Below are 23,205 nucleotides of genomic sequence, written 5' to 3' on the forward strand. Positions count from 1 at the left end.
TCTGTTCCGGTTACGGAACGCGGGCCGAGAAGAGCGGCACCACGACCTCGTCGACGATGCCCACGATCGTGGCGTCATCGGGCGGGGCACCGTCGAAGAGGAACCGCTGGCGCAGAAGGGAGTGGGCGACCTCCAGGCGTGCCGGTGTCACGGCGGCCGCATCGATCTCGCCTCGGGCGACCGCACGCCGTGCGATCTCTGTCATCGCACGCAGCCCGGTGCCCTGCGACCGCTGCCGGAGCTCCCGCATGCGGTGCCGGTCGCGCAGCACATCGCTGAGCAGGCCGCGCAGCGCCTCCCCCGCGGCGCCGTCGAGCAGCCGCGCGTGCTGGCGGAGGTGGGCGAGCACGTCGCCGCGCAAGGAGCCGGTGTCGCGTGGTGAGCCCGGGTCGCCCATGCTGTGGCGCACGGCGTCGAGTGCCAGTTCCATGCGCGAGGGCCAGCGGCGGTAGACCGAGGCCTTGCCGGTGCGCGCGCGCTCGGCCACTCGCTCCATCGCGAGCCCCGCGTAGCCGTGTTCGGCGAGCTCGTCGAGCGCCGCCTCCAGGATGGCGGTCTCGAGGGCGGCGCCGCGGCGGCGCGGCTGAGCACGGTGATTCGACGCGGCGGGTCCCGACGCGGCCGCCGGATCGAGTGCAGGCCCCGCGCCCGTATCGAGATCGTCCGTACCCGCCGTCATGACGCCTCCCCCACATGCCCGGTGTCACCGTCGACGGTGACGACCTGCCCGTCCTGCAGCACGGTCGTGCCCACCGCGGTGCCCATGATCGCGGGGATGCCGTACTCGCGCGCCACGATCGCCGCGTGCGATCCGAGGCCGCCCGAATCGACGACGACGGCGGCCGCCCGCTGGAACAGCGGCGTCCACGACGGGTTGGTGTACGGGCACACCAGCACGTCGCCGGCGTGCAGCCGCCCGAACTCCTCGGGGCCGCGGATGATGCACACCGGGCCGGTGACCCGGCCGCCGCTGGCCGGTTCTCCCGCGACGAGCGCGTCACCGGAGTCCCGGGCCGGAAAGACCGCACGCGGGTCGATCATGCGGACGCCGGCGAGCTCGTCACGTCTCGCGGCTCTCGTACGCGCCAGGTCGCGAAGACGGCGGTCGGGCCCCGCCTCGAGCTCATCGAGCCGCAGATGGAAGACGTCATCGGGTCGTTCGAGCACGCCTTCGGCCACGAGGCGCCGACCGATCTCGAGCAGGGCGCGACGAAGGATCGGCAGCGGACGGGTGAACTCGTAGTGGGTGTCTTCGCGGAAGGCCGTGCCCACTCGGGCCCGCTCGATCCAGCGACGCATGCGGGCGCTGAACGCCGAGAGCGGCGGCCTCGCCGCACGGGCAGGCGGCGCGGTGGCGAGCACCGTGAGCAGGCCGACCACGGTCTCAGGCGCCTCGCCCCACGTCGGCGCCGTGACCAGGAGCGGCGACGACGACTCGCGGTGACCGTGCTCATCGAGGAAGGCGGCGAAGGCCGGAAGCTGCCGCAGCGCCGGCAGCACGGCGGCCGGCTCCTCGGCCACGAGCCGCGCTGCCAGCACCGGATCCGACCGCACCTCGGCGGCGATCTGCTCGAGCTCCCTCGTGGCCTGCTCGGTGCGGGTCCGTCCATCCAGCAGCAGGTCGCCCAGCATCCTCCCGCGCCGCGTGAGCCGCAGTGCGAAGAAGAGGCGAGCGATGGCGACGCCCGCACCCGGAAGGTAGTCGATGCGCAGGCCGGCGACCGGGTCGACCAGCGCGAGCGCCTCGCGCGGGATCCGCACCAGCTCCTGCCACGGCATCCGGCTCACATCGCGCGCCGCGAGATCTCGCACCTGCGCGCGGAACGTCGCGTACCGCGGGTCATCGCGCCAGCGCGCGGGATCGTATCGGCGCGCCCGGCGGGCGATCACGAAGGGGGCGAGCAGCAGCCGCGGCGTCGGACGCGGCTCGGGAGGCACGAAGCGGTACACCACGCCGTCCTCCTCGCGCAGGAACCCCTCGAACGCGCCGCGCAGCCCGATGCTCTCGGTGACCTTCGCCATGAGCCCTGCCGGCCCGTAGGGGATCCAGGTCGTCATGTCGATCGGGTAGGGCCGCGTCGGCAGCAGCTCGAGCAGCACGGCGGCCAGCCGCCGGCGCAACGGGTTCACCCGCCCGCGCAGAGGCGGCGGCGGCACCGCCGTCATCGGGCGCGCCTGCAGCAGGTGCACGCGGCCGGCCGCGACCGCCCACTCGATGTCCTGCGGGCGGCCGAAATGCGCCGCGACGGCGGTGCCCAGCCGCGCCAGCTCCGCGAGCACGGCACCGGGCAGACGGTCCACGGATGCCGCATCCGCCGGCGTCTCGTGGACCACTCCGCCGCCCGCCGCCGCACGCACCACCACCTCGCGCCGGCCGGCAGCGAACTCGCGCACGGTGCCGCGGGCGTCGAGGACGTAGTGGTCGGGAGTGACGAGCCCGGACACGACGGCCTCGCCGAGTCCGGAGCTGGCCTCGACGACGATGCTCTCGCGGTCGCCGGTGACGGGATGCGCCGTGAACATCACGCCCGCGACGTCGGCGTCGACCATCCGCTGCACGACCACGGCGATACGCACCTCGGCCGGGTCGATGCCCAGCCGGGCGCGATACGCCACGGCGCGGTCGGTCCACAGGGACGCCCAGCACCGGCGGACCGCATCGAGCAGACCGACGTCGCCGCGCACGTTGAGGTACGTGTCCTGCTGGCCGGCGAAGGCCGCGCCGGGCAGATCCTCGGCGGTCGCGCTGGAACGCACGGCGACCGCGCCGCGGCCGAGGTCGGCGTAGGCCGCGAGGATCGCGTCGCGGAGCTCGCCCGGGATCGCGGCGTTCTCGTACCCCTGCCGGTCAGCCGAAGTCGCGCGGAGCGACGCGTACGCCTCGGTGGTCACGACGAACCCGCCGGGCACGGGCATGCCCATCCGGACGAGTTCGCCGAGATTTGCTCCCTTGCCACCGGCGAGCGGGAGATCTTCGCGACCGAACGCAGCGAGTGGTGCGACGTGAGGCATGCGGGGTCCTTCCTGATCCGCCGCGTGCTCGCGAACCAACTAGAGAACGAGGCGTTCTCTAGAAATCTATACCCGGCCACCCGCGCGCACGACCCCCGGCGCGACGAGACCCCCGGATGCCGGCATCCGGGGGTCTCGCGGGTCCGTCAGGCCGACTCGTCCCACGGCGCGAAAGCACGCAGCTCGAGCTGCCCGTTGCGCGCCATCGGGTGGCGCGAGGCGATCTCGATCGCCTCGTCGAGGTCGGCGACGTCGAGGATGTCGAAGCCCAGGATCACCTCGCTGGTCTCGGCGAACGGCCCGGCGGTCGTGAGCACCTTGCCGCCGCGCACCTTCACGACGGTGGATTCCGAGCCCGGGGCGAGGATGTCGCCGATGATCCGCTTGCCCGATGCGTCGAGCGGGTCGACCCACAGGTCGATGTCGGACTCGTCGGACGGCTGGTCGGGCTGGGCGTCGCTGACGACGAACATCATGAACTTCATGGTCTGATCCTTCCGGTACCGGGCGGCCGGACGCCACCCTCAACCAGGCCGTCGCACGGCACTCGCGCAGATCGACACTTCGGGTTCACGGAATCCGAGATTCTTCTCGCGACGATCATCCTGCAGGATGACGGCGATGGGCCCCGAGGCCGACGCGCGCGCCGCAGCGCCGCCGTAGCGTCGAAGACATGACCGCCACGACCTCGCCGATCCGCCTCGCTCGCCGCCGAGAGATCTCGGCCGGTGGCGCACTCCTGCTCACCATCGCAGGCAACATCCTCCTGCTCGCGGTCGCGGCCGTCGGCGCCGCCGGTGTCGCGATCGCCGCAGCCGTCGTCTTCGGGCCGCAGATCCTGAACGCCCTCTGAGGCGACGGCTCCGAGCCGGCGCCGGGTCAAGCCCTGTCGCGCGGGCCGCGGACGCCGGTACTCTTCGCGTGTGACCGAGCGCGCCGTCCCCATCCTCCTCAGCCGCGACCTGTCCGAGACGCTCACGTTCTACGAGACGCTCGGCTTCGAGAATCGCGGCGCGCCGCCCGAGGACTGGGGCTACCTCATCATCGGCCGCGGCGAGGCCGAGCTGCACTTCACACTGGACCCGGCCGTCGACCCGCTCCGCACCGCTTCGATGTGCTACCTCTACGTCGACGATGCCCAGTCGCTGTTCGTCGACTGGCGGAGCCTGGTGATTCCGGATGCCGCGACCGGCAGCCGTATCGAGGCGCCGGTCGACACGGACTACGGCATGCGCGAGTTCGCCGTCGTCGATCGCAACGGCAACCTCGTGCGCGTCGGCAGCCCGCTCTGACCCGCAGCCGGGGTCACGGCTGGCGATCGACGAGCACGACCGCCGACCGCGCCGGTACCGTGATCGTCCCGTTCGCGGCATCCCACGTCGTCGTCTTGACGACCGCGTCCGAGCCGTCCGCGAGCGCCGGCGTCAGCGCGAATCCGCGGCCGGCAAGCTCCGGCACGGCCTGGGTCACGGTGTCGGGAGTCGCGTTGAACACCACCAGCGCACCCTCGAGCTCGGGGTCGACGTCGTCGCCGATCAGGTCGTCGATGAGCATCACGACGAGGCCGGGTGCAGCATCCGGTCCACTGCCGGGGAACGTGACCTTCTGCTGGATCAGCTCCGCCGACCCCAGTCGCAGCAGCCCCACCTCTTCCCGCACGCGCAGCAGGTCGAGAGCGGATGCCTCCGCAGCGGCGATGTCGGAAGCGCCCGGCTTGTTGGCGGGATCGGCCAGGAGCGGCGCGAGGTCGTCCCAGTGGTCGCCGTTGTCGGCCTCTCGCGGCAGGCCGGAGCCGAACGTCGACTCCTGTCCGGTCCAGTCGATGCGATTGAACCAGTCGCCGGAGTTGTAGCTGTTGCGGTCGAGGGACTTCGAGCGCAACAGCTCGGTTCCGGCGTGCCAGAAGGACGGCGTCTGCGCGTAGGCGGTGGTCGCGAGCGACAGCGTGTTCATGCGCACGCGGTCGGTCATCGGGGTGTCGGCCGGCAGCTTCAGGACGCCGAGGTCGAAGAGCGTCTCGTTGTCATGCGCGTCGACGTACGTGATGATCTCGTCGGGCTGGTCGGCGTAACCGGCCGGTGAGCCGTTGTAGTCGAACTCGTCGCCGGCCTTCACGCTGCCGTCGGCCGCGGTCATCTCGAAGTCGCGCAGGTTGCCCGCGAGACCGAGCTTGACCAGATCGGTCTTGAGGGCGAGGTCGGCGAACGGGTCGCCGGGAGCGGACTGGTCGCTGCCGTTCGGGTCGGTCGCAAGACCCGTGCCGAAGCCCTGGAAGAACTTCGAGTCGGCCGCGACCGGGCTGCCGCCGTGGACCGCGTCGCGGAGCCGGTCGGTGAACGTCCCGATGCCGGTGCCGCCGAGCTGGCCCTGCGTGGCCTGCTCGAAGAGGGCGTTGTTCGCGACCTCGCCGAAGTTCCAGCCCTCGCCGTACAGATAGATCTTCGAGCCGTCGACGCCGTCCTCCTCGAGCGTGAGGTCATCGAGCGCCTCGCGGATCGCGAGCATGTTGGCCTTGGAGTGGTGGCCCATCAGATCGAAGCGGAAGCCGTCGACCTTGTAGTCGCGCGCCCACGTGACGACCGAGTCCACCATGAGCTTCTCGGCCGCCTCATGCTCGGTCGCGACGTTCTGGCAGCAGGTCGAGGTCTCGACACCGCCCGCCAGATTGAGGCGGTGGTAGTAGCCGGGCACGACCTTGTCGAGCACCGACTTCTCGTCCTGCCCCGACTGCGCGGTGTGGTTGAACACCTGGTCGAGCACGACCTGCAGTCCCATTCCGTGCAGTGCGCCGACCATCTCGCGGAACTCGGCGACGCGAGCGCCGCCCTCGGCGTCGACGGCGTACGAGCCCTCCGGGACGGTGAAGTGGTGCGGGTCGTAACCCCAGTTGAAGCCGTCGGTGTCGGCGACCGCCTCGAGGCACTCCTGCTGAGCGGTGTCTGCCGGGCCGAACGAGGCCAGGTCGCACGCGGGCTGCGCCTGCTCCGAACGGTCCTCCTCGATCGTCGCGATGTCGAAGGTCGGCAGCAGGTGCACGGTGTTGATCCCCGCGCCCGCGAGCTGCCGCAGTTGCTGCGTGCCCGCGCTGTCGCGCGTGAACGCGCGGTAGGTGCCGCGCTCGGCCTCGGGCACCGACTCGTCGGAGATCGAGAAGTCGCGCACATGCAGCTCGTAGATGGCGCGGTCGACCGGACGCTCGATCTCGGGCGCCTTCTTGGTCTGCCAAACCTTGGGCCGCCATTGCTTGTCGTGCAGGTCGATCGCGACCGACCGTTCGGAGTTGAGGGTGAGCGCGAGCGAATACGGATCGGTCACGGTGTTCGTCTCGATCGCACCGGTCGTCGGCGCATAGACCACGACCTCCCACACGTACTCGTCTCCCTTGCGGCCCTTGCCGCCTTCGACGGTCCAGATACCGGATGCCGCGTCCCACGTCGCGTCGTGCTTCTGCGGGTCGCCTTCGGCGCCGGCGTCCCACGTGAGCAGTGTCGCCTGCTGAGCGGTCGGGGCCCACAGCCGGAACGTCGGCTTCTTGCCGCGGAACGTCACCCCCAGCTCGGCATCTGCGATCGCGTCGGCATAGAGATCGTCGAGCACTCCGGGGATCTGCACACCGGTGAACGCCGACACGGCGCCTTCGCCGTTTCGCTGCGACACCATGAGCTGTCCGCGCAGCAGCGTGGCCGCGGCATCCGGATCCGCCACGCGAAGGGCGGTGAACCCGGCGAGCGCGGGGAACCGCTCCTTCTGCTCAGCGGTGAGTCCGCCCTCGACGAGCGAGAGTCCGATCGCGTCGCCGCCGGTGACCTCGCCACCCTCGAGTGCGAGGGTCGCGTCGGCCGAGGCGTGCAGCTGCCACGTCGCCTGCGCGGCAGCCGTGCCGAGATCGGCCGGCCACGCGATGGTGCCGGCGTCGATCCAGTGAGCACGCTGCTCGCCGAGCCCCGGAAGACCGTCACCGATCTGCAGCGCGTGGGTCGCGAGCGTGTAGCGGAAGAGCACCGGCACGCCCTCGGTCGCGGTGAACGAGTAGTTCGAACCGTCGCGCACACCGCCGACACCGTAGTTCTCGGCCCAGCTGAGGCCGTGGGCGACCTTGCCCTCGTACGCGCCGGCCGGAAGCTCGAGCGTCAGCTCATAGACGCCGTCTCTGTCGCCGTCGGCCATGAGGCTCGCGAGGCAGTCGGGCGCCCAGTCACCGGCGCACCCGCTCTCGCTCTGGTGCGAACCGGGCACCGTCACGATGGGACCCTCCGCGGTGGACTGCACGATGTTCGTGCGCGGGTCGAAGTAGAACGTGATCTGTCCGCCCGGGTGCGAGATGGCGATGTTCGCTCCGCCCGGAGCGCCGTTCGCACCGTAGTTGACGTCCCACGAGCCGTTGATCGCGACCTTGTACTCGTAGTCTCCGGCAGCCAGGTCGAACGAGCCCGCCCAGATGCCGTCCGCGCGCAGCGTCAGCTTCGCGGCCTCGCAGCCCGGCGCCCAGTCGCCCGCGCAGCCCATCTCGGAGTTGAGGCTGCCCGGCACCGTCACCATGTCGATCGGCGACTCGGGCTCTTCGGGGACGTCGAGCGACACGGCGTTGCCCACCGACGCGTAGGTCGAGGCGGCGGCGTGATGGCCCGCGGCATCCGTCGTCACCGCGCGGTATTCGACGAGCGTGCCGTTCGCGAGGCCGTCGATGTCATGGAAGACGCGCGGCTCGGTGTCTTCGGCCGTGCCGAGGGCGTGCCAGTCGTCGGATCCGACGACCCGCCACGCGAAGCTCGTCTCGTGCCACGTCACGTCGTCGACGTCGGCGCTGACCGCGACCGAGCCGGTCACCCCGGCGCCCGCCGCCGGCGCGCTGACCGTGAGCGCGAGCGGCGCCGCCGGCGCGGTCACGGCGGTGTCAGCGCGGTACACGACGGCCGACAGAGCCGGCACGGTGACGGATGCCATGGCCGAGGCATCCGTCTGGATCCCGGTCTCGGTGCCGTACACCGGCGCGAAAGTCGTGCTCGCCGTGAGAGTCGGGATGCTGACGGCCTTGTCGGCCGCGGTGTTGTTGAGCGCGACGAGGTATTCGACCTTCTCGCCGCGGTCGACGCGCGAGAAGGCGTAGACACCGGCGCCGCTGTCGGCGTGGCGCTCGATCTGCGCGCCGGCGACGAGCGCGGGGTGGTCCCTGCGCAGCTGCGCGAGCCCTGCGATGTGCTGGTACACCGGGGCATCGGTGGCGTACCGGTCCACCGAGCCGGCGTTCTCGCCGGTGATGAGCGGCTGGTTCTGGTACTCGGCGACCTGGCTGGCGAACAGCGTCTGGCGCGCGCTCTTGTCGCCCCCGGTGCCGGCGAAGCCCTGCTCGTCGCCGTAGTAGACGACGGGCTGTCCGCGCCCGAGGAACATCAGGTCGTGGGCGAGCAGGTCGCGCTCCAGCGCGTCCGGCGCCGACTGCAGCAGGTAGCCGACCCTGCCCATGTCGTGGTTGCCGAGGAAGGTCGGCAGCGCCGTCGACGAGGAGTCCGGGGTCGTGTAGCGGTCGTCGCCCGCATAGAGGCTCTGCAGGCCCTTCGCGCTGTTGCCGGCCGCGAAGCTGACCGCCGAGGACTGGAACGTGAAGTCGAGCACGCTGTTCATGTCGGTGTCACGGATGTAGGGCGCGAGCTTGACCGGGTCGGCGTCGTAGACCTCGCCGAACATGAAGAAGTCGGGCTTGCCTGCGGCGTGGGCGTAGTCGAGCACCTCGGTGGACCACTGCTCCCAGAACTCGAAGTTCACGTGCTTCGCCGTGTCGATGCGGAAGCCGTCGATGCCGAGGTCGATCCAGTGCTGGTAGACGTCGACGAACCCGTCGACGACCGTGGGATGCTCCGTCATGAGGTCGTCGAGACCGTCGAAGTCGCCGTACGTCACCGACTCTCCCGACCAGGTCGAGTTGCCGCGGTTGTGGTACAGCGTGGGGTCGTTGAGCCAGGCCGGCGTCTTGGCGGTCGCGTCGGCGCCGGTCAGCGTGGGCGTGTACGGGAACGACGTCGCCGGATCGAGCGCCGGGAAGCTGCCGGTGCCCGCGTGGTCGGCGGGATCGAACGCCGTGCCTCCCGCGTCGCGGTACGGCTCGGTGGCCTGGTCGATGTACGCGTACTGACCCTCGGCGTAGTCGATCACGTCCGCGGTGTGGTTCGTGATGATGTCGAAGTAGACCTTGATGCCCTCGGCGTGCGCTTCCGCGATGAGGGCCTCGAGCTCGGCGTTGGTGCCGAGGTGCGGGTCGATCTGCGTGAAGTCCGTGATCCAGTAGCCGTGGTACCCGGCGCTCGCGTTCGCGCCCTCGCCCTGGACCGGCCGGTTGGTGAAGCTCGGTGTCAGCCAGATCGCACTCGTGCCGAGCCCCTTGATGTAGTCGAGGTTCGCCCGGAGGCCGGCGATGTCGCCGCCGTTGTAGAAGCCCTTGTCGGTGGGGTCGAACCCGTGCGCGAGGCGGTCTCCCTCGATTCCTCCGGTGTCGTTCGCGGCATCGCCGTTGGCGAAGCGGTCGGTCATGACGAAGTAGAACTGCTCGTCGCTGCCGGGCTGGCGCACCGGTGCCGCCACGAGTGCCTCGTCGTCGGCCGAGTAGCCCTCACGCAGCGACTGCACCTCGACGCCGACGCGGTGGCTGGTGTCGTCGAACACGAAGCGCAACGTCGCGGGTCCGTCGATCGTGAGCGGGATGTTGCCGCCGTTGAGGGCGCCGTCCAGACCGTAGTTCTCGTCCCACGTGCCGTTGACCGCGACCTTGTACTCGTACGAGCCGGCGGGCACGTCGAAGACCGCGGCGTAGACGTTCGCGGTGCCGGTCGGCGCGAGCATGGTCTGGGCACACGCGGGCTGCCAGTCCTCGGCGCAGCCGAGCTCGGACTGCAGGCTCCCGGCGACGACGAACGTGCGGTCCGCGGCGGCGGCCGGTGCCGCGATCAGCGCCGGTGCGATCACTCCCCCGGTGATGATCAGGGCCGCCACAGCGAGGCTGGCGGTCAGACGGCGGGCACGTGCGGCGGTCGACTTCGACACGGAGAGCTCCTGAGGGGCGGTGGGCACGCCAGCGTGCCGATGGTGCAGTGTGCCGCCGAGATTAGCAGCGGCTTCAACGATTCTGCAAGCGCTTACAGTATGAGAAGTCTTTCATTCGGCGGATGCTGCGGCCACGGCATCCGCCCACCACCGCGATCTCGCAACCGCTTGCAGTCGTGCATGTCCTGCCCTGCGATCACCCGCCGGGCGGAGAATCACCGCGATGTCGGACGATCACCGCACGAAGCTCCGCCCCGGGCACGACTTACCGCCGGGCGGAGAGTCGTGATCGCCGCCGGGCGGAGATGCGAGACAGGGCGGGGATCGCTCGATGCGTGATCGGGCCCTCCGCGATGTCGCCGGCCCGGGGTTGACTGAGCGAGAGCGAACGGAGCAGATCAGAGGAGGCGGAGATGTTCGTCATCATGGGTGGAACTGGTCGCGTCGGATCAGCCGCGGCCGAGGCGCTGCTGCGAGGCGGCGAGGACGTGACGATCGTCACGAGAAACGCGCAGTCGGCGCCCTGGCGGGCCAGAGGCGCCTCGGTCGCGGTGGCCGACATCAACGATGTGAACGGTCTCCGCGATGTGTTCCGGAAGGGACGGCGGGCACTGTTGCTCAGTCCGCCGGCGGACCCCTCCGAAGACACCGACGCGGTGGAGCATCGGACGGTCGACAACATCCTCGACGCACTCGAGGGATCCGGTCTCGAGAAGGTCGTCGCCGTGTCGACCTATGGCGCAGCGCCCGGCGACCGCATCGGCGACCTCGGCACACTCTGGCGGATGGAGAACGGCCTGGCGCAGCAGGACATCCCGGCAGCTGTGAACCGCGGCGCGTATTACCTGTCGAACTGGGACGGTGCCATCGAGGCGGCTCGCGAGTCCGGGGCGCTGCCGACGATGCTGCCGGAGGATCTGACGATGCCCATGGTCGCTCCTGCCGACGTCGGCGAGGCGGCCGCACAGCGGCTCACGTCGGACGTCGACGATGTCGGCGTCCGGTACGTCGAAGGCCCCCAGCGCTACACGGCGGCAGATGTGGCGCGCGTTCTCGCGGCACAGCTGAACCGCGACGTGCAGCCGCAGGTGATCCCACCGGAGGAGCTCGAAGCGGCCTTCGCGGCTCTGGGCTTCAGTCCCGCCGCGGCGAGTTCCTATGCCGGAATGACCCGCCTGACGATCACCGGCCCGGAGCTTCCCGAGGCGCCGTGGCGAGGCCCGACCACTTTGGAGCAGTACGTGAGGTCGGTCTTGTGACGCGCAGGGCTACAGGCGCTCGATGATCGTCGCGTTCGCCATGCCGCCGCCCTCGCACATCGTCTGCAGGCCGTAGCGTCCGCCGGTGGCCTCGAGGTAGGCCACGAGCGTGCCGAGCAGGCGGGTGCCGGATGCGCCGACGGCATGGCCGAGCGCGATCGCGCCGCCCCACGGGTTGAGCTTCGCGGGGTCGGCGCCGAGTTCGGCCGCCCAGGCCAGCGGCACCGACGCGAAGGCCTCGTTCACCTCGTACGCGTCGAGGTCGTCGATCGACAGCCCGCTGCGCTCGAGGATGCGTCGGGTCGCCGGGATCGGCCCGGTCAGCATGAACAGCGGGTCGTCGCCGACGACGGCGAAGGAGTGGAAGCGGGCCCTCGGCTCGAGCCCGAGCTGTGCCGCCTTCTCGGCGCTCATGATGAGCACAGCGGATGCCGCATCGGTGAGCGGTGACGAACTGCCCGCCGTGATGCGCCAGTCGAGGCCGGGGAACCGCACCGCGAGCTCGTCGGTGCGGAAGACGGGGTTCAGCCCGCCGAGGCCGTCGGCCGTCGTGCCGGGGCGGACCGTCTCGTCGAACGCCACGGCGTCGGAGGAACCCGGCGCCAGCACCGGCAGCACCTGGGAGTCGAAGCGGCCGTGGGTCCAGGCATCCGCCGCCCGCCGGTGCGACTCGGCCGAGAACGAGTCGAGGTCTTCGCGCGACAAGTGCCACTTGTCGGCGATGAGCTCGGCCGACACGCCCTGGTTCACGAGACCCTCGGGGTAGCGGGCGGCCAGGCCCGGCGCGAGCGAGCCGCCCTGCCGGGACGACCCGAGCGGCACGCGGCTCATCGACTCGACCCCGCCCGCGATCACGATGTCGTAGGCACCCGCGATCACGCCCTGCGCCGCGAAATGCGCGGCCTGCTGGCTCGAACCGCACTGCCGGTCGATGGTCGTCGCCGGCACGGACTCGTCGAACCCGGCGGCGAGCACGGCCTGGCGGCCGATGTTCATGGCCTGGTCGCCGATCTGGCTGACGCACCCCATGAGCACGTCGTCGATCTGGCGCGACTCCAGTCCGTTGCGCTCCAGCAGGCCGGTCAGCACGCCGGCGGCGAGGTCGACCGGATGCACACCGCTCAGGGCGCCGCCGGGCTTGCCGCGACCGGACGGGGTCCGGACGACGTCGACGATGACGGCTTCACGCATGACAACCTCCTGCTCACGAGCCTAAGACGGGGACGGATGCCGCGGGCCGGCTCGGCCTGTGCCTTCGAGTGTCGCAACACGCGGGGCCGCGGGCCGCGCACCTGCGGCATCACCCGCGCTGGTCGGGCGTCGCGTAGGTGCTGCGCTGCTCGATCACCGCGAGCGTGCAGCGCGAGATGCAGACCAGGCGCCCCGCCTCGTCCGCGATGCGGATCTCCCACACGTGAGCGCGACGGCCGATGTTGGCCGGAGTGACGGTCGCCGTCACCCAGCCCGACGAGACCGGCCGGATGTGGTTCGCGTTGATCTCCTGGCCCACCACGTGGAACCGCTCGCGGTCCACGGCGAGGTAGCCGGCCCACGACGCGAGCGTCTCGGCGAGGGCGACGGATGCTCCGCCGTGCAGCACGCCCGCGGGCTGCACGGTGCGCCGGTCCACCGGCATCCGTCCCACCAGTGCGTCATCACGGACCTCGACGATCTCGATCCCGAGGCTCTCGATGAGAGTGCCCGTCGCCATCGCGGGAAGGTCGACGCCGACCACGTCGCCGTGCCACAGAGTCACCCCGCCGACTCCTCAGCGCGTTCGGCGGCGGCCAGTGTCGCGGCATCCGGAACATAGCCCTCGACGTGACGCTCGTCCGGGCCGTTGTACTCCGAGAGCGGGCGGATGAGGGCGTTCGAGGCCAGCTGCTCCATGATGTGCGCCGTCCAGCCGGTCACCCGGGCGGCGACGAAGAGGGGCGTGAAGGTCAGGGTGTCGAAGCCGATGAGGTTGTAGGCCGGGCCCGACGGGTAGTCGAGGTTCGGGTAGATGCCCTTGCGCTCGACGAACTGCGACTCGAGCGCGTCGTACAGCGCGGCCACCTCGGGGCGGTCGTAGTGCTCGACGAGCGTGTCGAGCGCGGCCTTCATCGTCGGCACGCGCGAGTCGCCGCGCTTGTAGACGCGGTGTCCGAAGCCCATGATCTTGCGCTTCTGCGCCAGGGCCTCGTCGAGCCACGGACCGACGTTCTCGGCCGAGCCGATCTCGTCGAAGATGTGCAGCACGGCCTCGTTCGCACCCCCGTGCAGCGGGCCCTTGAGGGCGCCGATCGCTCCGACGACCGCCGAGTACAGGTCGCTGAGAGTCGAGGCGATGACCCTGCCCGTGAACGTGGAGGCATTGAACGAATGCTCGGCGTACAGGATCATCGAGCGGTTGAAGGCGTCGACCACGATGTCGTCGGCCTCTTCGCCGAACGTCATCCACAGGAAGTTCGCCGAGTAGTCGAGGTCGTCGCGCGGCGCGAGCGGCTGCTGCCCCCGGCGACGGCGCTGACCGTAGGCGACGATCGCCGGCAGGACCGCGAAGAGGCGGATGCTGCGTGCCAGGTTCTCGTCCGGGTTGCCGCTGGCATCCAGCACCGACCCGGTGCCGGCGAGGTCGCGCGCGCCGATCAGGCTCACGGCCGTGCGGACCTCATCCATCGGGTGCGCGTCGAGCGGCACGAGGTCGATCGCGGCCCGCACGTCGGCGGGAAGCGAACGGTACGACCGCTCGGTCGCGCGCAGCTGCCGCAGCTGCACGTCGGTGGGCAGCTCGCCGTGCCACAGCAGGTACGCCACCGCCTCGAACGGCTGCGTCGCTGCGAGCTCCTGCACCGGGTATCCGCGATACAGCAGCGAGTTGGTCTCGGGGTTGACCTTGGAGACAGCGGTGTAGTCGACGACGACGCCGGCCAGGCCCTTCTTGATGTCGGTCATGTTGTGCCCTTCGTCGGGATCGGTCGTTGAGCGAGCGGAGCGAGTCGAAACGCGTTTCGTCTCGTCGCTGCGCTCCTCGCTCAACGACCGGGAACGGTGAAGTTGAAGACGTCCTGGTCGAAGTGGTTGTACTGCTCGTAGTCGATGAGGTCGTACAGGTCGGCGCGGTGCTGCATCTCGCCGAGCCTGGAGGTCAGGTGCCCGTCCTCCATGAGCGTATCGAGCGCACGGGATGCCGCGCCCATCGCGATCCGCAGAAGCGAGACCGGCCAGATCACGATGTTGACCCCGACGTCGCGCAGCTGGTCCACGCTGAAGAGGTCCGACTTTCCGAATTCGGTCATGTTGGCCAGGATCGGCACGTCCACTGCGGCCCGGATCGCCGCGAACTCCTCCAGCGACCGCATGGCCTCCGGGAAGACGGCGTCGGCGCCGGCGTCCACGAGCGCCTGCGCACGCCGGATGGCAGCATCCATCCCCTCCACCGCGCGGATGTCGGTGCGCGCCATGATGAGGAAGTTCGGGTCGCGGCGTGCATCTGCGGCAGCGCGGATGCGCTTGATGGCAGCGTCCTCGTCCACGACGGCCTTGCCGTCGAGGTGCCCGCATCGTTTGGGATTGATCTGATCCTCGATGTGCGTGCCGGCGATGCCGGCGTCCTCGAGGGTCTGGATCGTGCGCGCCACGTTCATCGGCTCGCCGAAGCCGGTGTCGGCGTCGATGATCGCCGGCAGGTCCGTCATGCGGGCGATCTGCTGGCCGCGGCCGGCGACCTCGGTCAGCGTCGTGAGCCCGATGTCCGGCAGGCCGAGGTCGGCCGAGAGCACGGCCCCCGAGATGTAGACGCCCTCGAACCCCTTGCGCTCGATGAGCCGGGCAGACAGCGGATTGAACGCGCCAGGGAACCGCAGCAGCTCACCGGATGCGAGCCGCTCGCGGAACGCCCGCCGCTTCTCGTGCGCAGGCACGGTGGAGTACAGCATCAGAACAGGCCCTTCGGTGCGGGCGCCGCGGCGAGCACCCCGAAGTCCGCGACGATCGTCAGCTGCTGGACCTCCTCGGGCGTGAGCTCGGGCAGGCGCTGCGCGAGGTCGAGGAAGCGCTCGATCTCGTCGGCGGTCAGCACCGGTTCGGCGAGCATCCGGAACTTGCGGATGTAGTCCTCGCGCGCGAACGGGCGCGCGCCGAGGGGATGTGCATCGGCCACGGCGATCTCGTCCTCGATGACCGAGCCGTCGGTCAGGCGGATCTCGACGCGACCGCCGAAGGCCTTCTCGTTCGGGTCGTCGGAGTGATAGCGACGCGTCCACTCTTCGTCCTCGGCCGTCGTCACCTTGTGCCACAGCTCGACCGTGTCGGAGCGCCCCGCACGCTCGGGGGTGTACGAATCGACGTGGTGCCATCCGCCGTCCTGCAGTGCGACCGCGAAGATGTACGGGATCGAGTGGTCGAGCGTCTCACGCGAGGCCGTCGGGTCGTACTTCTGAGGGTCGTTCGCGCCCGAACCGATCACGTAGTGCGTGTGGTGCGACGTGTGCAGCACGATCGACTCGACGTTCGCAGGGTCGGTCAGCTGCGGGTGCTCGCCGTGGAGCTTGCGCGCGAGGTCGATCCAGGCCTGCGCCTGGTACTCGGCCGAGTGCTCCTTCGTGTACGAATCGAGGATGCCGCGCTTGGGCTCGCCGGCAGCGGGAAGCGGCACGTCGTACGAGGCATCCGGGCCGTCCAGCATCCACGCGACGACGCCGTCCTCGCCCTCGTAGATCGGGCTCGGCGACGTCTCGCCGCGCATCGCGCGGTCGACCGCCTCGACGGCCATCTTGCCTGCGAACGCGGGGGCGTGCGCCTTCCAGGTCGAGATCTCGCCCTTGCGCGACTGACGTGTCGCGGTGGTGGTGTGCAGGGCCTGGCCGACTGCCTGGTAGATGGTCTCGACATCGAGGCCGAGGAGCGTGCCGATGCCGGCCGCCGCCGACGGGCCGAGGTGGGCGACGTGGTCGATCTTGTGCTTGTGCAGGCAGATCGCGCGCACGAGGTCGATCTGGATCTCGTACCCCGTCGCGAGCCCGCGCACCAGGGCCGCCCCGTCGGCGCCGACGTGCTGGGCGACCGCGAGGATCGGCGGGATGTTGTCGCCGGGATGCGAGTAGTCCGCCGCGAGGAACGTGTCGTGGTAGTCGAGCTCTCGCACCGCCACGCCGTTCGCCCATGCCGCCCACTCGGGGCTCGTCCTGCGGTCGAGGGCGCACCCGAACACGGTCGACCCCGAGCCGCCGACCGACACGGCGTGGTCGAGTGCCTGCTGGCGCGCCGCACTCACGGGCGCGCGCGTGAGGGATGCCGCAGCCACGGCCGCGTTGTCGATGACGCGGTTGACGATCATGTCGACGACCTCGGAGTCGACCTCGACCGGGTCGGCGGCGACCTCGGCGATGTGCCACGCGAGCTGTCCTTCGCGCACGAGGTTCTCGTCGCTGCGGTGGACGCGGAGGTGGTGGATGACGGTCATGGCGGTCCTCACTTCAGGTGTTCGGGGGTGCTGGTGAGCGCCCCCAGGATGCTCTCCAGAGCATTGTGCAGGTGGACATGCGTGGCATGGGCGGCGAGGTCGGCGTCGCGCGCACCGATGGCCTCGGCGATCAGGCGGTGTTCGGCGACGGATGCCGCGAGCCGGCCGGGATTGTCGCGCGCGAGTCGCCGCACCCGGACGAGATGGGTGCGCACGGTGCGCAGGGCGGCGGTGAGGTAGTCGTTCGCGAGGGAGGCGTCGAGCGTCGCGTCGAAGCGGGCGATGAGTGCGTAATACGCGTCCAGCCCATCCGTCGCGCCCTCGGCTCCGTCCAGATCCACCCGCGCGAACTCGTGCGCGAGCTGCACGAACGCCGCAGCATCGCCCCGCCCCGCCGCGAGCCGGGCCGCGGACTCCTCGAGCGCACGGCGCACCTCGAAGATCTCGCGGATGTCGTCGGCGTCGATGGCGGTCACGACGGTGACGCGGGGCGACTGCTGGGCGACGAGTCCGTCTGCGGCAAGCCGGCCGAGCGCCTCGCGCAGAGGCGTGCGGCTGACGCCGAGCCGGGCGGCCTGCTCGGCCTCGCCGAGGACGGCACCAGGCCGCAGGACGCCGGACTGGATCTCGTCGAGGAGTGTCGCGTAGGCGCGATCGCTGGCTCTCACCGTCATGCACCTCCTTGCCGACAACTTGGCCCAGTGTATACATAAAGACTTCATAGATGCCAATGGAGGTGTTCTTTCCGCGTCTACGTATACATCCCGCCCATTCCGTGGCACCGTCGTGAGTAAACCGTGAGCGAATATTCACAAATTCATGAATCTCATGTAGCGTCAGCGCCATGACCACCGTCATCCGCACGAGCGGACTCCGCAAGCACTACGGCCGCGTCCACGCCCTCGACGGACTCGACCTCTCCGTCGACGAAGGGCAGATCCACGGCTTCCTCGGGCCGAACGGCGCCGGCAAGTCGACCACGATCCGGATACTCCTCGGGCTCGCCCGCAAGACCGGCGGCGAGGCATCCGTCTTCGGCTCCGATCCGTGGCGCGACGCGGTCGCGCTGCACCGGCGCATCGCCTACGTGCCCGGCGACGTGAGCGTCTGGCCGAACCTGTCCGGCGGCGAGGCGATCGACCTCATGGCCCGTCTGCGCGGCGTCTCGCGCCACGACACCTCATACCGCGCCGAGCGCGAACGGCTGGTGGAGGCGTTCCAGTTCGATCCCCGCAAGAAGGGCCGCGCGTACTCCAAGGGCAACCGGCAGAAGGTCGCCCTCATCGCGGCGTTCTCGGTGCCGGCCGACCTCTACATCCTCGACGAGCCGACGAGCGGCCTCGACCCGCTGATGGACGTCATGTTCCGCCGCGAGATCCTGCGTGCGCGCGCGGCGGGCTCGACGGTGCTGCTGTCGAGCCACATCATGTCGGAGGTCGAGCAGCTGTGCGATCGCGTCTCGATCATCCGTGCGGGCCGCATCGTCGAGTCGGGGACCCTCGCCGACCTCCGCCACCTCACGCGCACCGAGGTGTCGTTCGAAGGGACGGATGCCTCGGTCGCGGCCGGTCTCACGGGCGCCCACGACGTCTCGGCCGAGGACGGGCGCGTGCGTTTCACCGTCGACAGCGACGCGGTGGCTGCGGTCCTCCCCGAGCTCGGCAACCGCGCCGTCGCGGGGCTGCGCATCGCCCCGCCGTCGCTCGAGGAGCTGTTCCTGCGGCACTACGGCGACGAACTCGGCGGCGAGACGGGGCCGGCGGACGCTTCTGCAGCACCCGCGGCGGCGGGACGATGAACCGGGTCTGGGTCCTCGTCGGCCAGCGCGTGCGCCGCGACTGGCGGCAGTTGGCCCTGTGGATCGTGGGCACGGCCGCTCTGGCCTACCTCTCCTTCACCGGCGTCGCCGAGTCCTTCGGTTCGACGCAGGAGCGTCAGGCCCTCGTCGCGACGGCCCTGGCCAATCCCGTCATCCTGCTTTTCCGCGGACTGCCGTCGGGAGTGGGTCAGAGCGAGCTGATGGTGTTCCTCATCCTCCCGTGGCTGGCGATGCTCGCCGCGTTCATGAGCTCCTTCCTCGCCGTCCGCCACACCCGCGGCGAGGAGGAGCCCGGTCGCGCCGAGCTGGTGTCGGCGACACCGGCCGGACGCGCCGCACCCATCGTGGCGACGATCGTGCACGGCGTCCTCGCCAACGCGATACTGGCCGCCCTCGTGGCCGGCGCATTCCTCCTCACGGGCAGCGACGTCGAGGGCTCCCTGCTCGTCGGCATCGCCACCGGCTCGGTCGGCGTCGCCTTCCTCGGCGTCGGACTCTTCGCCGCACAGCTCATCCGCACGTCGCGGGGCGCCAATGCGCTGTCGGTGTGGACCCTGCTGGTGTCGTTCGTGGTCTGCGGCATCGGCAACGCCCTGGGCACGCCCAGCGACGACCTCACCCGGATGGAGAGCTCGTGGCTGACGTGGCTGTCGCCGTTCGGCTGGGCCGAGAACACGCGCGCGTTCGACGAGAATGCGTGGTGGCCGGCCGGGCTGTGCCTCGCGCTCGGGCTGGTCCTGGCCGGGGTCTCGGTCGCCTTGACGGCCGCACGCGATCTCGGGGGCAGCTTCGTCGCCGAGCGCGGCGGACGCGTCACCGCCCCCGCCAGTCTGTCCACGTCGACGGGGCTCGTGTGGCGGCTGACGCGCGGCAGCATCGCCGGCTGGGCGGTGGGCGGGCTGCTCGTCGGGATGCTGTCGACCACGCTCGCAGGAGTGGTGGAGGAGATCGGGGCCGAAAACCCCGCGATCGAGCAGGTGCTGGCGCAGATCTCGGGCTCGGGCGACCTCCAGCAGGCCACGATCACCACGTTCTACACGATGCTCGGCATCCTCGCCGCCTGCTGCGCCGTGCAGATCGTCTGCCGCGCACGCCAGGAGGAATCCCATGGCACCGCAGAGGTCGTCCTGGCCGGTGTCGTCGGCCGGGTCCGGTGGCTGTCGGGCTATCTCACCATCGCGCTGACGGGCGTGGTGGCCGTGATCGTCGCAGGCGCCGCCGGCTCGCTGGCCGGCCTGGCCTCGCAGGGCGGAGACGACCAGCTGGTGCAGACGGTGCTCGTCACCGGAGCCGGGCAGGTGGCCGCGGCATCCGTCTTCCTCGCGCTCACCGCGCTCGCCTTCGTGCTCGCACCGCGACTGACCATCCCACTGGGATGGACGCTCGTGATCCTGGGTATGGTCCTCGGGATGTTCGGTCCGATCTTCGGATTCCCGGAGTGGCTCACCCAGCTGTCGCCGATGGCCTCCGCGCCGGTCATGCAGGGGGATGACGTCGACCTCCAGGGTCTCGGCTGGCTCATCCTCGCGGTCGGTGCCGGCGTGGGCGCCGCCCTCGTCCTGATGCGACGGCGCGAGCTCACTGCCGGCGGATAGATTCGAGCGATGGGGGGCGATGTGGATCATCCGGGAATCGAGGCGGCCGAGCAGGCCGCGGCCATGCTCACGGCGGCGGGAATGGCGCGCATGCCCGCGCGCGTCATGATGGCCTTGGTCGGCTCACCGGATGACGGGTACACCGCTGCCGAGCTGGCCGAGCGGCTGGGCGTCTCGCCGGCGGCGGTGTCGGGGGCGGTGCGGTACCTCATCTCGATGAGGCTGATCCAGCGGCTCTCGCGGCCGGGCGACCGGCGCGCCCGGTACGACCTCGTCGACGACGCGTGGGCCGGGATGATCACCTCCAACGCCCCGCTGTACTCCGCGCTCGCGACGCAGATGGACCGCATCGCCGACGAGAACACGGATGCTCCGACCTCGGTCGCCCGTGCACGAGAGGTCGCCGACTTCCTGCGCTACCTGACCGAGCGGATGCCGGGTCTCGCGGACGAATGGCGGGCCCGGCGCGGGTAGCCTCTTCAGGTGACCGACGCAGACGGCCTTTCAGAGGCGCCCTACACCGTGGCCACCGACGGCGCCTGCAAAGGCAACCCCGGACCGACCGGCTGGGCATGGGTGGGCGAGGACGGACACTGGGCGGCCGGCTCGATCCCGGTGGGGACGAACAACATCGGCGAGCTGACCGGACTGCTCAAGGCCATCGAAGATCACGCCGACGTCGCACACCTCGTCGTGCAGGCCGACTCGCGGTACGCGATCGACACGTACGAGAAGTGGATGGACGGCCACCGTCGCCGCGGCTGGAAGACGTCGACCGGTGCGCCCACGAAGAACGTCGACCTGCTCGAGCAGCTCATCGTCGCCCGGGACGCACGGCGGGCCGCCGGGCTGCCCGATGTCGTGCTCGAGCACGTGCGCGGCCACTCCGGCCACATCCTGAACGCGTGGGCCGACGAACGCGCGGTGCGCGCGTCGGAGCATGCCGCGAAGGGCGTCGCCAGCGCGTGGTCGTCACTCGGAGCGCACGAGAAGATCGACGTCACGGAGCGCCCGAAGAACGGCCGCTGACGCCCGGGCCGCCGCGCAGACTCCGGCAGCGGCGGACGCCGCCGGTCAGGCCTCGGTGGTTCCCTCGTACAGACCGATCACGTTCTCGTCGGGATCGGCGATGACCGCCCACCAGCTCGTCGGCGAGATCTGGCTCTTCTCCCGGAGCACGGTGGCCCCCGCGTCCCGCGCAGGGGCGACCGTGTCGTCGATCGAATCCACCTCGACGTAGGAGCGCGGCTGGGTGAACCCGTCTTCGCGCGGGGCGAGCGCACCGCCGGAGATCTGGTTCGGCGCCCGCCACATCGGGTAGTCCTCGAACCCGGGCATGTCCGCGATCTCCCAGCCGAACAGCCGCGAGTAGAAGCCCTTCGCCCTGTTGAAGTCGGTCACCGGGATGTCGATGTGCGTGATGTCGCCGTGAGCCATCGTGAGGTCCTCTCGTCGGTCCGACGCGGCCAGTCTGGTCCGCCGGGCCGACGGCCACAAGGGGCTCGGCGTCAGGCGCCGCCCGCCTGCGCGAGCTGCTCCTCGAGCGCGTCGATCGCGGGGCGCTGGCCCTTCACGAGCCGCTCACGTGCCTCGGGCAGCGGCATCCACTCCACCCGGTCGACTTCGGGGAAGGAGGCGGTGCGACCCGACCGCGGCGGCCACTCCAGCTCGAACTCGCCGAACTCCAGGTCTTCGAGCGACAGCCCGGCGCCGTCGGCGACGAACACCGTGACGCGCTTGCCCGACGAATACGCGAACGTGCCCAGCTCGGCGTACGGTCCCTCGGGCGCGTCGACGCCCAGTTCTTCGCGGAACTCCCGGCGGGCGGCATCCAGTGCCGGCTCGTCCCCCTCGGCGAACTCGCCCTTGGGAATCGACCAGGCGCCGGCATCCTTGCTCGCCCAGTACGGTCCGCCCATGTGCGCGATGAGCACGCGGGGCTGCGGATCGAGTCGGTAGAGCAGGATGCCGGCGCTGGTCGTGGGCATGACGGATCAGGCCGGGCGCGTCTTGGGCGAGACCGAGTAGGTCTCTTCGGGGTCGGTGGTCGCGACAGGGGCGAGCGCTGCCTCGATCGCCGCCATGGTGTCGGCATCCAGACGCACGCCGGACGCCTTCACGGTGTCGTCCAGCTGCTCGGGCCGGGAGGCCCCGACCAGCGCCGCGGCCACGTTCTTGTTCTGCAGCACCCACGCGATGGCCAGCTGCGCCATCGTGAGACCGGCCTGGTCGGCGACCGGCTGAAGCTTCTGGACCGCCTCGAGCACCTCGTCGCGCATGAAGCGCGAGATGAAGTTGGCGCCGCTCTTCTCGTCGGTCGCGCGCGATCCGGCCGGCGCCGGCTGGCCGGGCAGGTACTTGCCCGAGAGCACGCCCTGCGCCATCGGCGACCACACGATCTGCGAGATGCCCAGCTCCTCGGACGCCGGAACGACCTTGCCTTCGATCACGCGCCACAGCGCGGAGTACTGCGGCTGATTGGAGATGAGCTGGATGCCGTAGCTCTTGGCCAGCGCGTGACCCTCGCGCAGCTGCTCGGCGGTCCATTCCGACACGCCGATGTAGAGCGCCTTGCCCTGCCGAACGACATCGGCGAACGCCTGCATGGTCTCTTCCAGCGGCGTCTCGTAGTCGAAGCGGTGCGCCTGGTAGAGCTCGACATAGTCGGTGCCCAGACGCCGCAGCGAGCCGTTGATGGACTCGAAGATGTGCTTGCGGCTGAGCCCGGTGTCGTTCGGGCCCTTCGGACCGGTCGGCCAGTACACCTTGGTGAAGATCTCGAGCGACTCACGGCGCTGCCCCTTGAGGGCCTCGCCCAGCACCGTCTCGGCGACGGTGTTCGCGTAGGTGTCGGCGGTGTCGAAACTGGTGATGCCGAGATCGAGGGCGCGATGCACCGTCTTGACGGCGGCGTCGTTCTCGACCTGCGAGCCGTGGGTCACCCAGTTGCCGTACGTGATCTCCGAGACCTTGAGTCCGCTGTTGCCGAGGTACCGATATTCGACCATTTGAGAGTCGTTCCTTCCGGAGTGGGTGGGC

20 protein-coding genes are annotated in these 23,205 nt (G+C 70.4%); 7 read left to right on the forward strand and 13 right to left on the reverse strand.

Translation table 11 applies throughout. From position 1 onward, the window contains the following. Positions 1-10: 10 nt before the first annotated feature. The 3 genes from HF576_RS06205 to HF576_RS06215 form a co-directional block, all read right to left on the reverse strand. Positions 11-679: a TetR/AcrR family transcriptional regulator gene (locus HF576_RS06205; RefSeq protein WP_168911837.1), complete on the reverse strand. Its 669-nt coding sequence runs from the start codon at positions 677-679 to the stop codon at positions 11-13. Further along, positions 676-3,012, reverse strand: coding sequence for a PEP/pyruvate-binding domain-containing protein (locus HF576_RS06210; protein WP_168911838.1), 2,337 nt, complete (start codon positions 3,010-3,012; stop codon positions 676-678). Before HF576_RS06210 ends, HF576_RS06205 begins: the two co-directional genes overlap by 4 nt. 146 nt (positions 3,013-3,158) lie before the next feature. Beyond that, entirely contained in the window at positions 3,159-3,497 is a 339-nt protein-coding gene (locus HF576_RS06215) for a YciI family protein (protein WP_168911839.1), read from the reverse strand. A 188-nt stretch (positions 3,498-3,685) separates the two neighbouring features. Here HF576_RS06215 and HF576_RS06220 point away from each other — a divergent pair, with 188 nt between their 5' ends. Both HF576_RS06220 and HF576_RS06225 read left to right on the forward strand, forming a co-directional pair. Continuing rightward, positions 3,686-3,865 (forward strand): hypothetical protein, encoded by a 180-nt coding sequence (locus HF576_RS06220; protein ID WP_168911840.1) that lies wholly within the window; start codon positions 3,686-3,688, stop codon positions 3,863-3,865. 70 nt (positions 3,866-3,935) lie between these two features. Next, positions 3,936-4,304, forward strand: a complete 369-nt coding sequence (locus HF576_RS06225; protein ID WP_168911841.1) for a bleomycin resistance protein — start codon at positions 3,936-3,938, stop codon at positions 4,302-4,304. 13 nt (positions 4,305-4,317) lie between these two features. On the opposite strand, the gene pulA is transcribed toward HF576_RS06225, so the two are convergent. Then, positions 4,318-10,047 (reverse strand): pullulanase-type alpha-1,6-glucosidase, encoded by a 5,730-nt coding sequence (pulA, locus tag HF576_RS06230; RefSeq protein WP_168911842.1) that lies wholly within the window; start codon positions 10,045-10,047, stop codon positions 4,318-4,320. Positions 10,048-10,460: 413 nt separating this feature from the next. Here pulA and HF576_RS06235 point away from each other — a divergent pair, with 413 nt between their 5' ends. Then, complete coding sequence (locus HF576_RS06235; protein ID WP_168911843.1) at positions 10,461-11,306, forward strand: NAD(P)H-binding protein; 846 nt, start codon at positions 10,461-10,463, stop codon at positions 11,304-11,306. Positions 11,307-11,315: 9 nt separating this feature from the next. On the opposite strand, the gene HF576_RS06240 is transcribed toward HF576_RS06235, so the two are convergent. The 6 genes from HF576_RS06240 to HF576_RS06265 all read right to left on the reverse strand — a co-directional run bounded on the left by HF576_RS06240 (position 11,316) and on the right by HF576_RS06265 (position 17,420). Beyond that, positions 11,316-12,497 carry a thiolase family protein gene (locus tag HF576_RS06240; protein ID WP_168911844.1) on the reverse strand — a complete coding sequence of 394 codons (1,182 nt, stop codon included), beginning with the start codon at positions 12,495-12,497 and terminating at the stop codon, positions 11,316-11,318. Between the two features lie 109 nt (positions 12,498-12,606). After that, positions 12,607-13,062: a hotdog fold thioesterase gene (locus HF576_RS06245; protein ID WP_168911845.1), complete on the reverse strand. Its 456-nt coding sequence runs from the start codon at positions 13,060-13,062 to the stop codon at positions 12,607-12,609. Then, on the reverse strand, positions 13,059-14,243 hold the full coding sequence (locus HF576_RS06250; protein ID WP_168911846.1) for a bifunctional 2-methylcitrate synthase/citrate synthase: 1,185 nt from the start codon (positions 14,241-14,243) through the stop codon (positions 13,059-13,061). Before HF576_RS06250 ends, HF576_RS06245 begins: the two co-directional genes overlap by 4 nt. 80 nt (positions 14,244-14,323) lie before the next feature. Next, positions 14,324-15,226, reverse strand: a complete 903-nt coding sequence (gene prpB / locus HF576_RS06255; protein ID WP_168911847.1) for a methylisocitrate lyase — start codon at positions 15,224-15,226, stop codon at positions 14,324-14,326. Next, the gene (locus tag HF576_RS06260) at positions 15,226-16,752 is read right to left on the reverse strand and encodes an MmgE/PrpD family protein (protein ID WP_168911848.1); all 1,527 of its coding nucleotides are present in this window, start codon (positions 16,750-16,752) and stop codon (positions 15,226-15,228) included. Before HF576_RS06260 ends, prpB begins: the two co-directional genes overlap by 1 nt. A gap of 8 nt (positions 16,753-16,760) precedes the next feature. After that, positions 16,761-17,420, reverse strand: coding sequence for a GntR family transcriptional regulator (locus tag HF576_RS06265; RefSeq protein WP_343234197.1), 660 nt, complete (start codon positions 17,418-17,420; stop codon positions 16,761-16,763). A 176-nt stretch (positions 17,421-17,596) separates the two neighbouring features. Between HF576_RS06265 and HF576_RS06270 the strand changes: the two genes are divergently transcribed. From HF576_RS06270 to HF576_RS06285, 4 genes are read left to right on the forward strand one after another with little or no spacing between them, the layout of a single operon-like run. Further along, positions 17,597-18,550: an ABC transporter ATP-binding protein gene (locus HF576_RS06270; RefSeq protein ID WP_168911850.1), complete on the forward strand. Its 954-nt coding sequence runs from the start codon at positions 17,597-17,599 to the stop codon at positions 18,548-18,550. After that, entirely contained in the window at positions 18,547-20,166 is a 1,620-nt protein-coding gene (locus HF576_RS06275) for an ABC transporter permease (protein ID WP_168911851.1), read from the forward strand. Before HF576_RS06270 ends, HF576_RS06275 begins: the two co-directional genes overlap by 4 nt. 9 nt (positions 20,167-20,175) lie before the next feature. After that, on the forward strand, positions 20,176-20,640 hold the full coding sequence (locus HF576_RS06280; RefSeq protein ID WP_168911852.1) for a GbsR/MarR family transcriptional regulator: 465 nt from the start codon (positions 20,176-20,178) through the stop codon (positions 20,638-20,640). Between the two features lie 9 nt (positions 20,641-20,649). Next, entirely contained in the window at positions 20,650-21,195 is a 546-nt protein-coding gene (locus HF576_RS06285; protein ID WP_168911853.1) for an RNase H family protein, read from the forward strand. A gap of 45 nt (positions 21,196-21,240) precedes the next feature. Here the strand turns inward: HF576_RS06285 and HF576_RS06290 are convergent, their stop codons facing one another. The 3 genes from HF576_RS06290 to HF576_RS06300 all read right to left on the reverse strand — a co-directional run bounded on the left by HF576_RS06290 (position 21,241) and on the right by HF576_RS06300 (position 23,174). Continuing rightward, a complete protein-coding gene (locus HF576_RS06290) occupies positions 21,241-21,603 on the reverse strand; it encodes a VOC family protein (RefSeq protein WP_168911854.1) in 363 nt (120 codons plus the stop codon). A 71-nt stretch (positions 21,604-21,674) separates the two neighbouring features. Then, positions 21,675-22,154: an NUDIX hydrolase gene (locus HF576_RS06295; protein ID WP_168911855.1), complete on the reverse strand. Its 480-nt coding sequence runs from the start codon at positions 22,152-22,154 to the stop codon at positions 21,675-21,677. Between the two features lie 6 nt (positions 22,155-22,160). Further along, the gene (locus HF576_RS06300; protein WP_168911856.1) at positions 22,161-23,174 is read right to left on the reverse strand and encodes an aldo/keto reductase family protein; all 1,014 of its coding nucleotides are present in this window, start codon (positions 23,172-23,174) and stop codon (positions 22,161-22,163) included. Positions 23,175-23,205 lie beyond the last annotated feature (31 nt).

This window comes from Microbacterium salsuginis (assembly GCF_012524205.1).
Taxonomy (GTDB): Bacteria; Actinomycetota; Actinomycetes; order Actinomycetales; family Microbacteriaceae; genus Microbacterium; species Microbacterium salsuginis.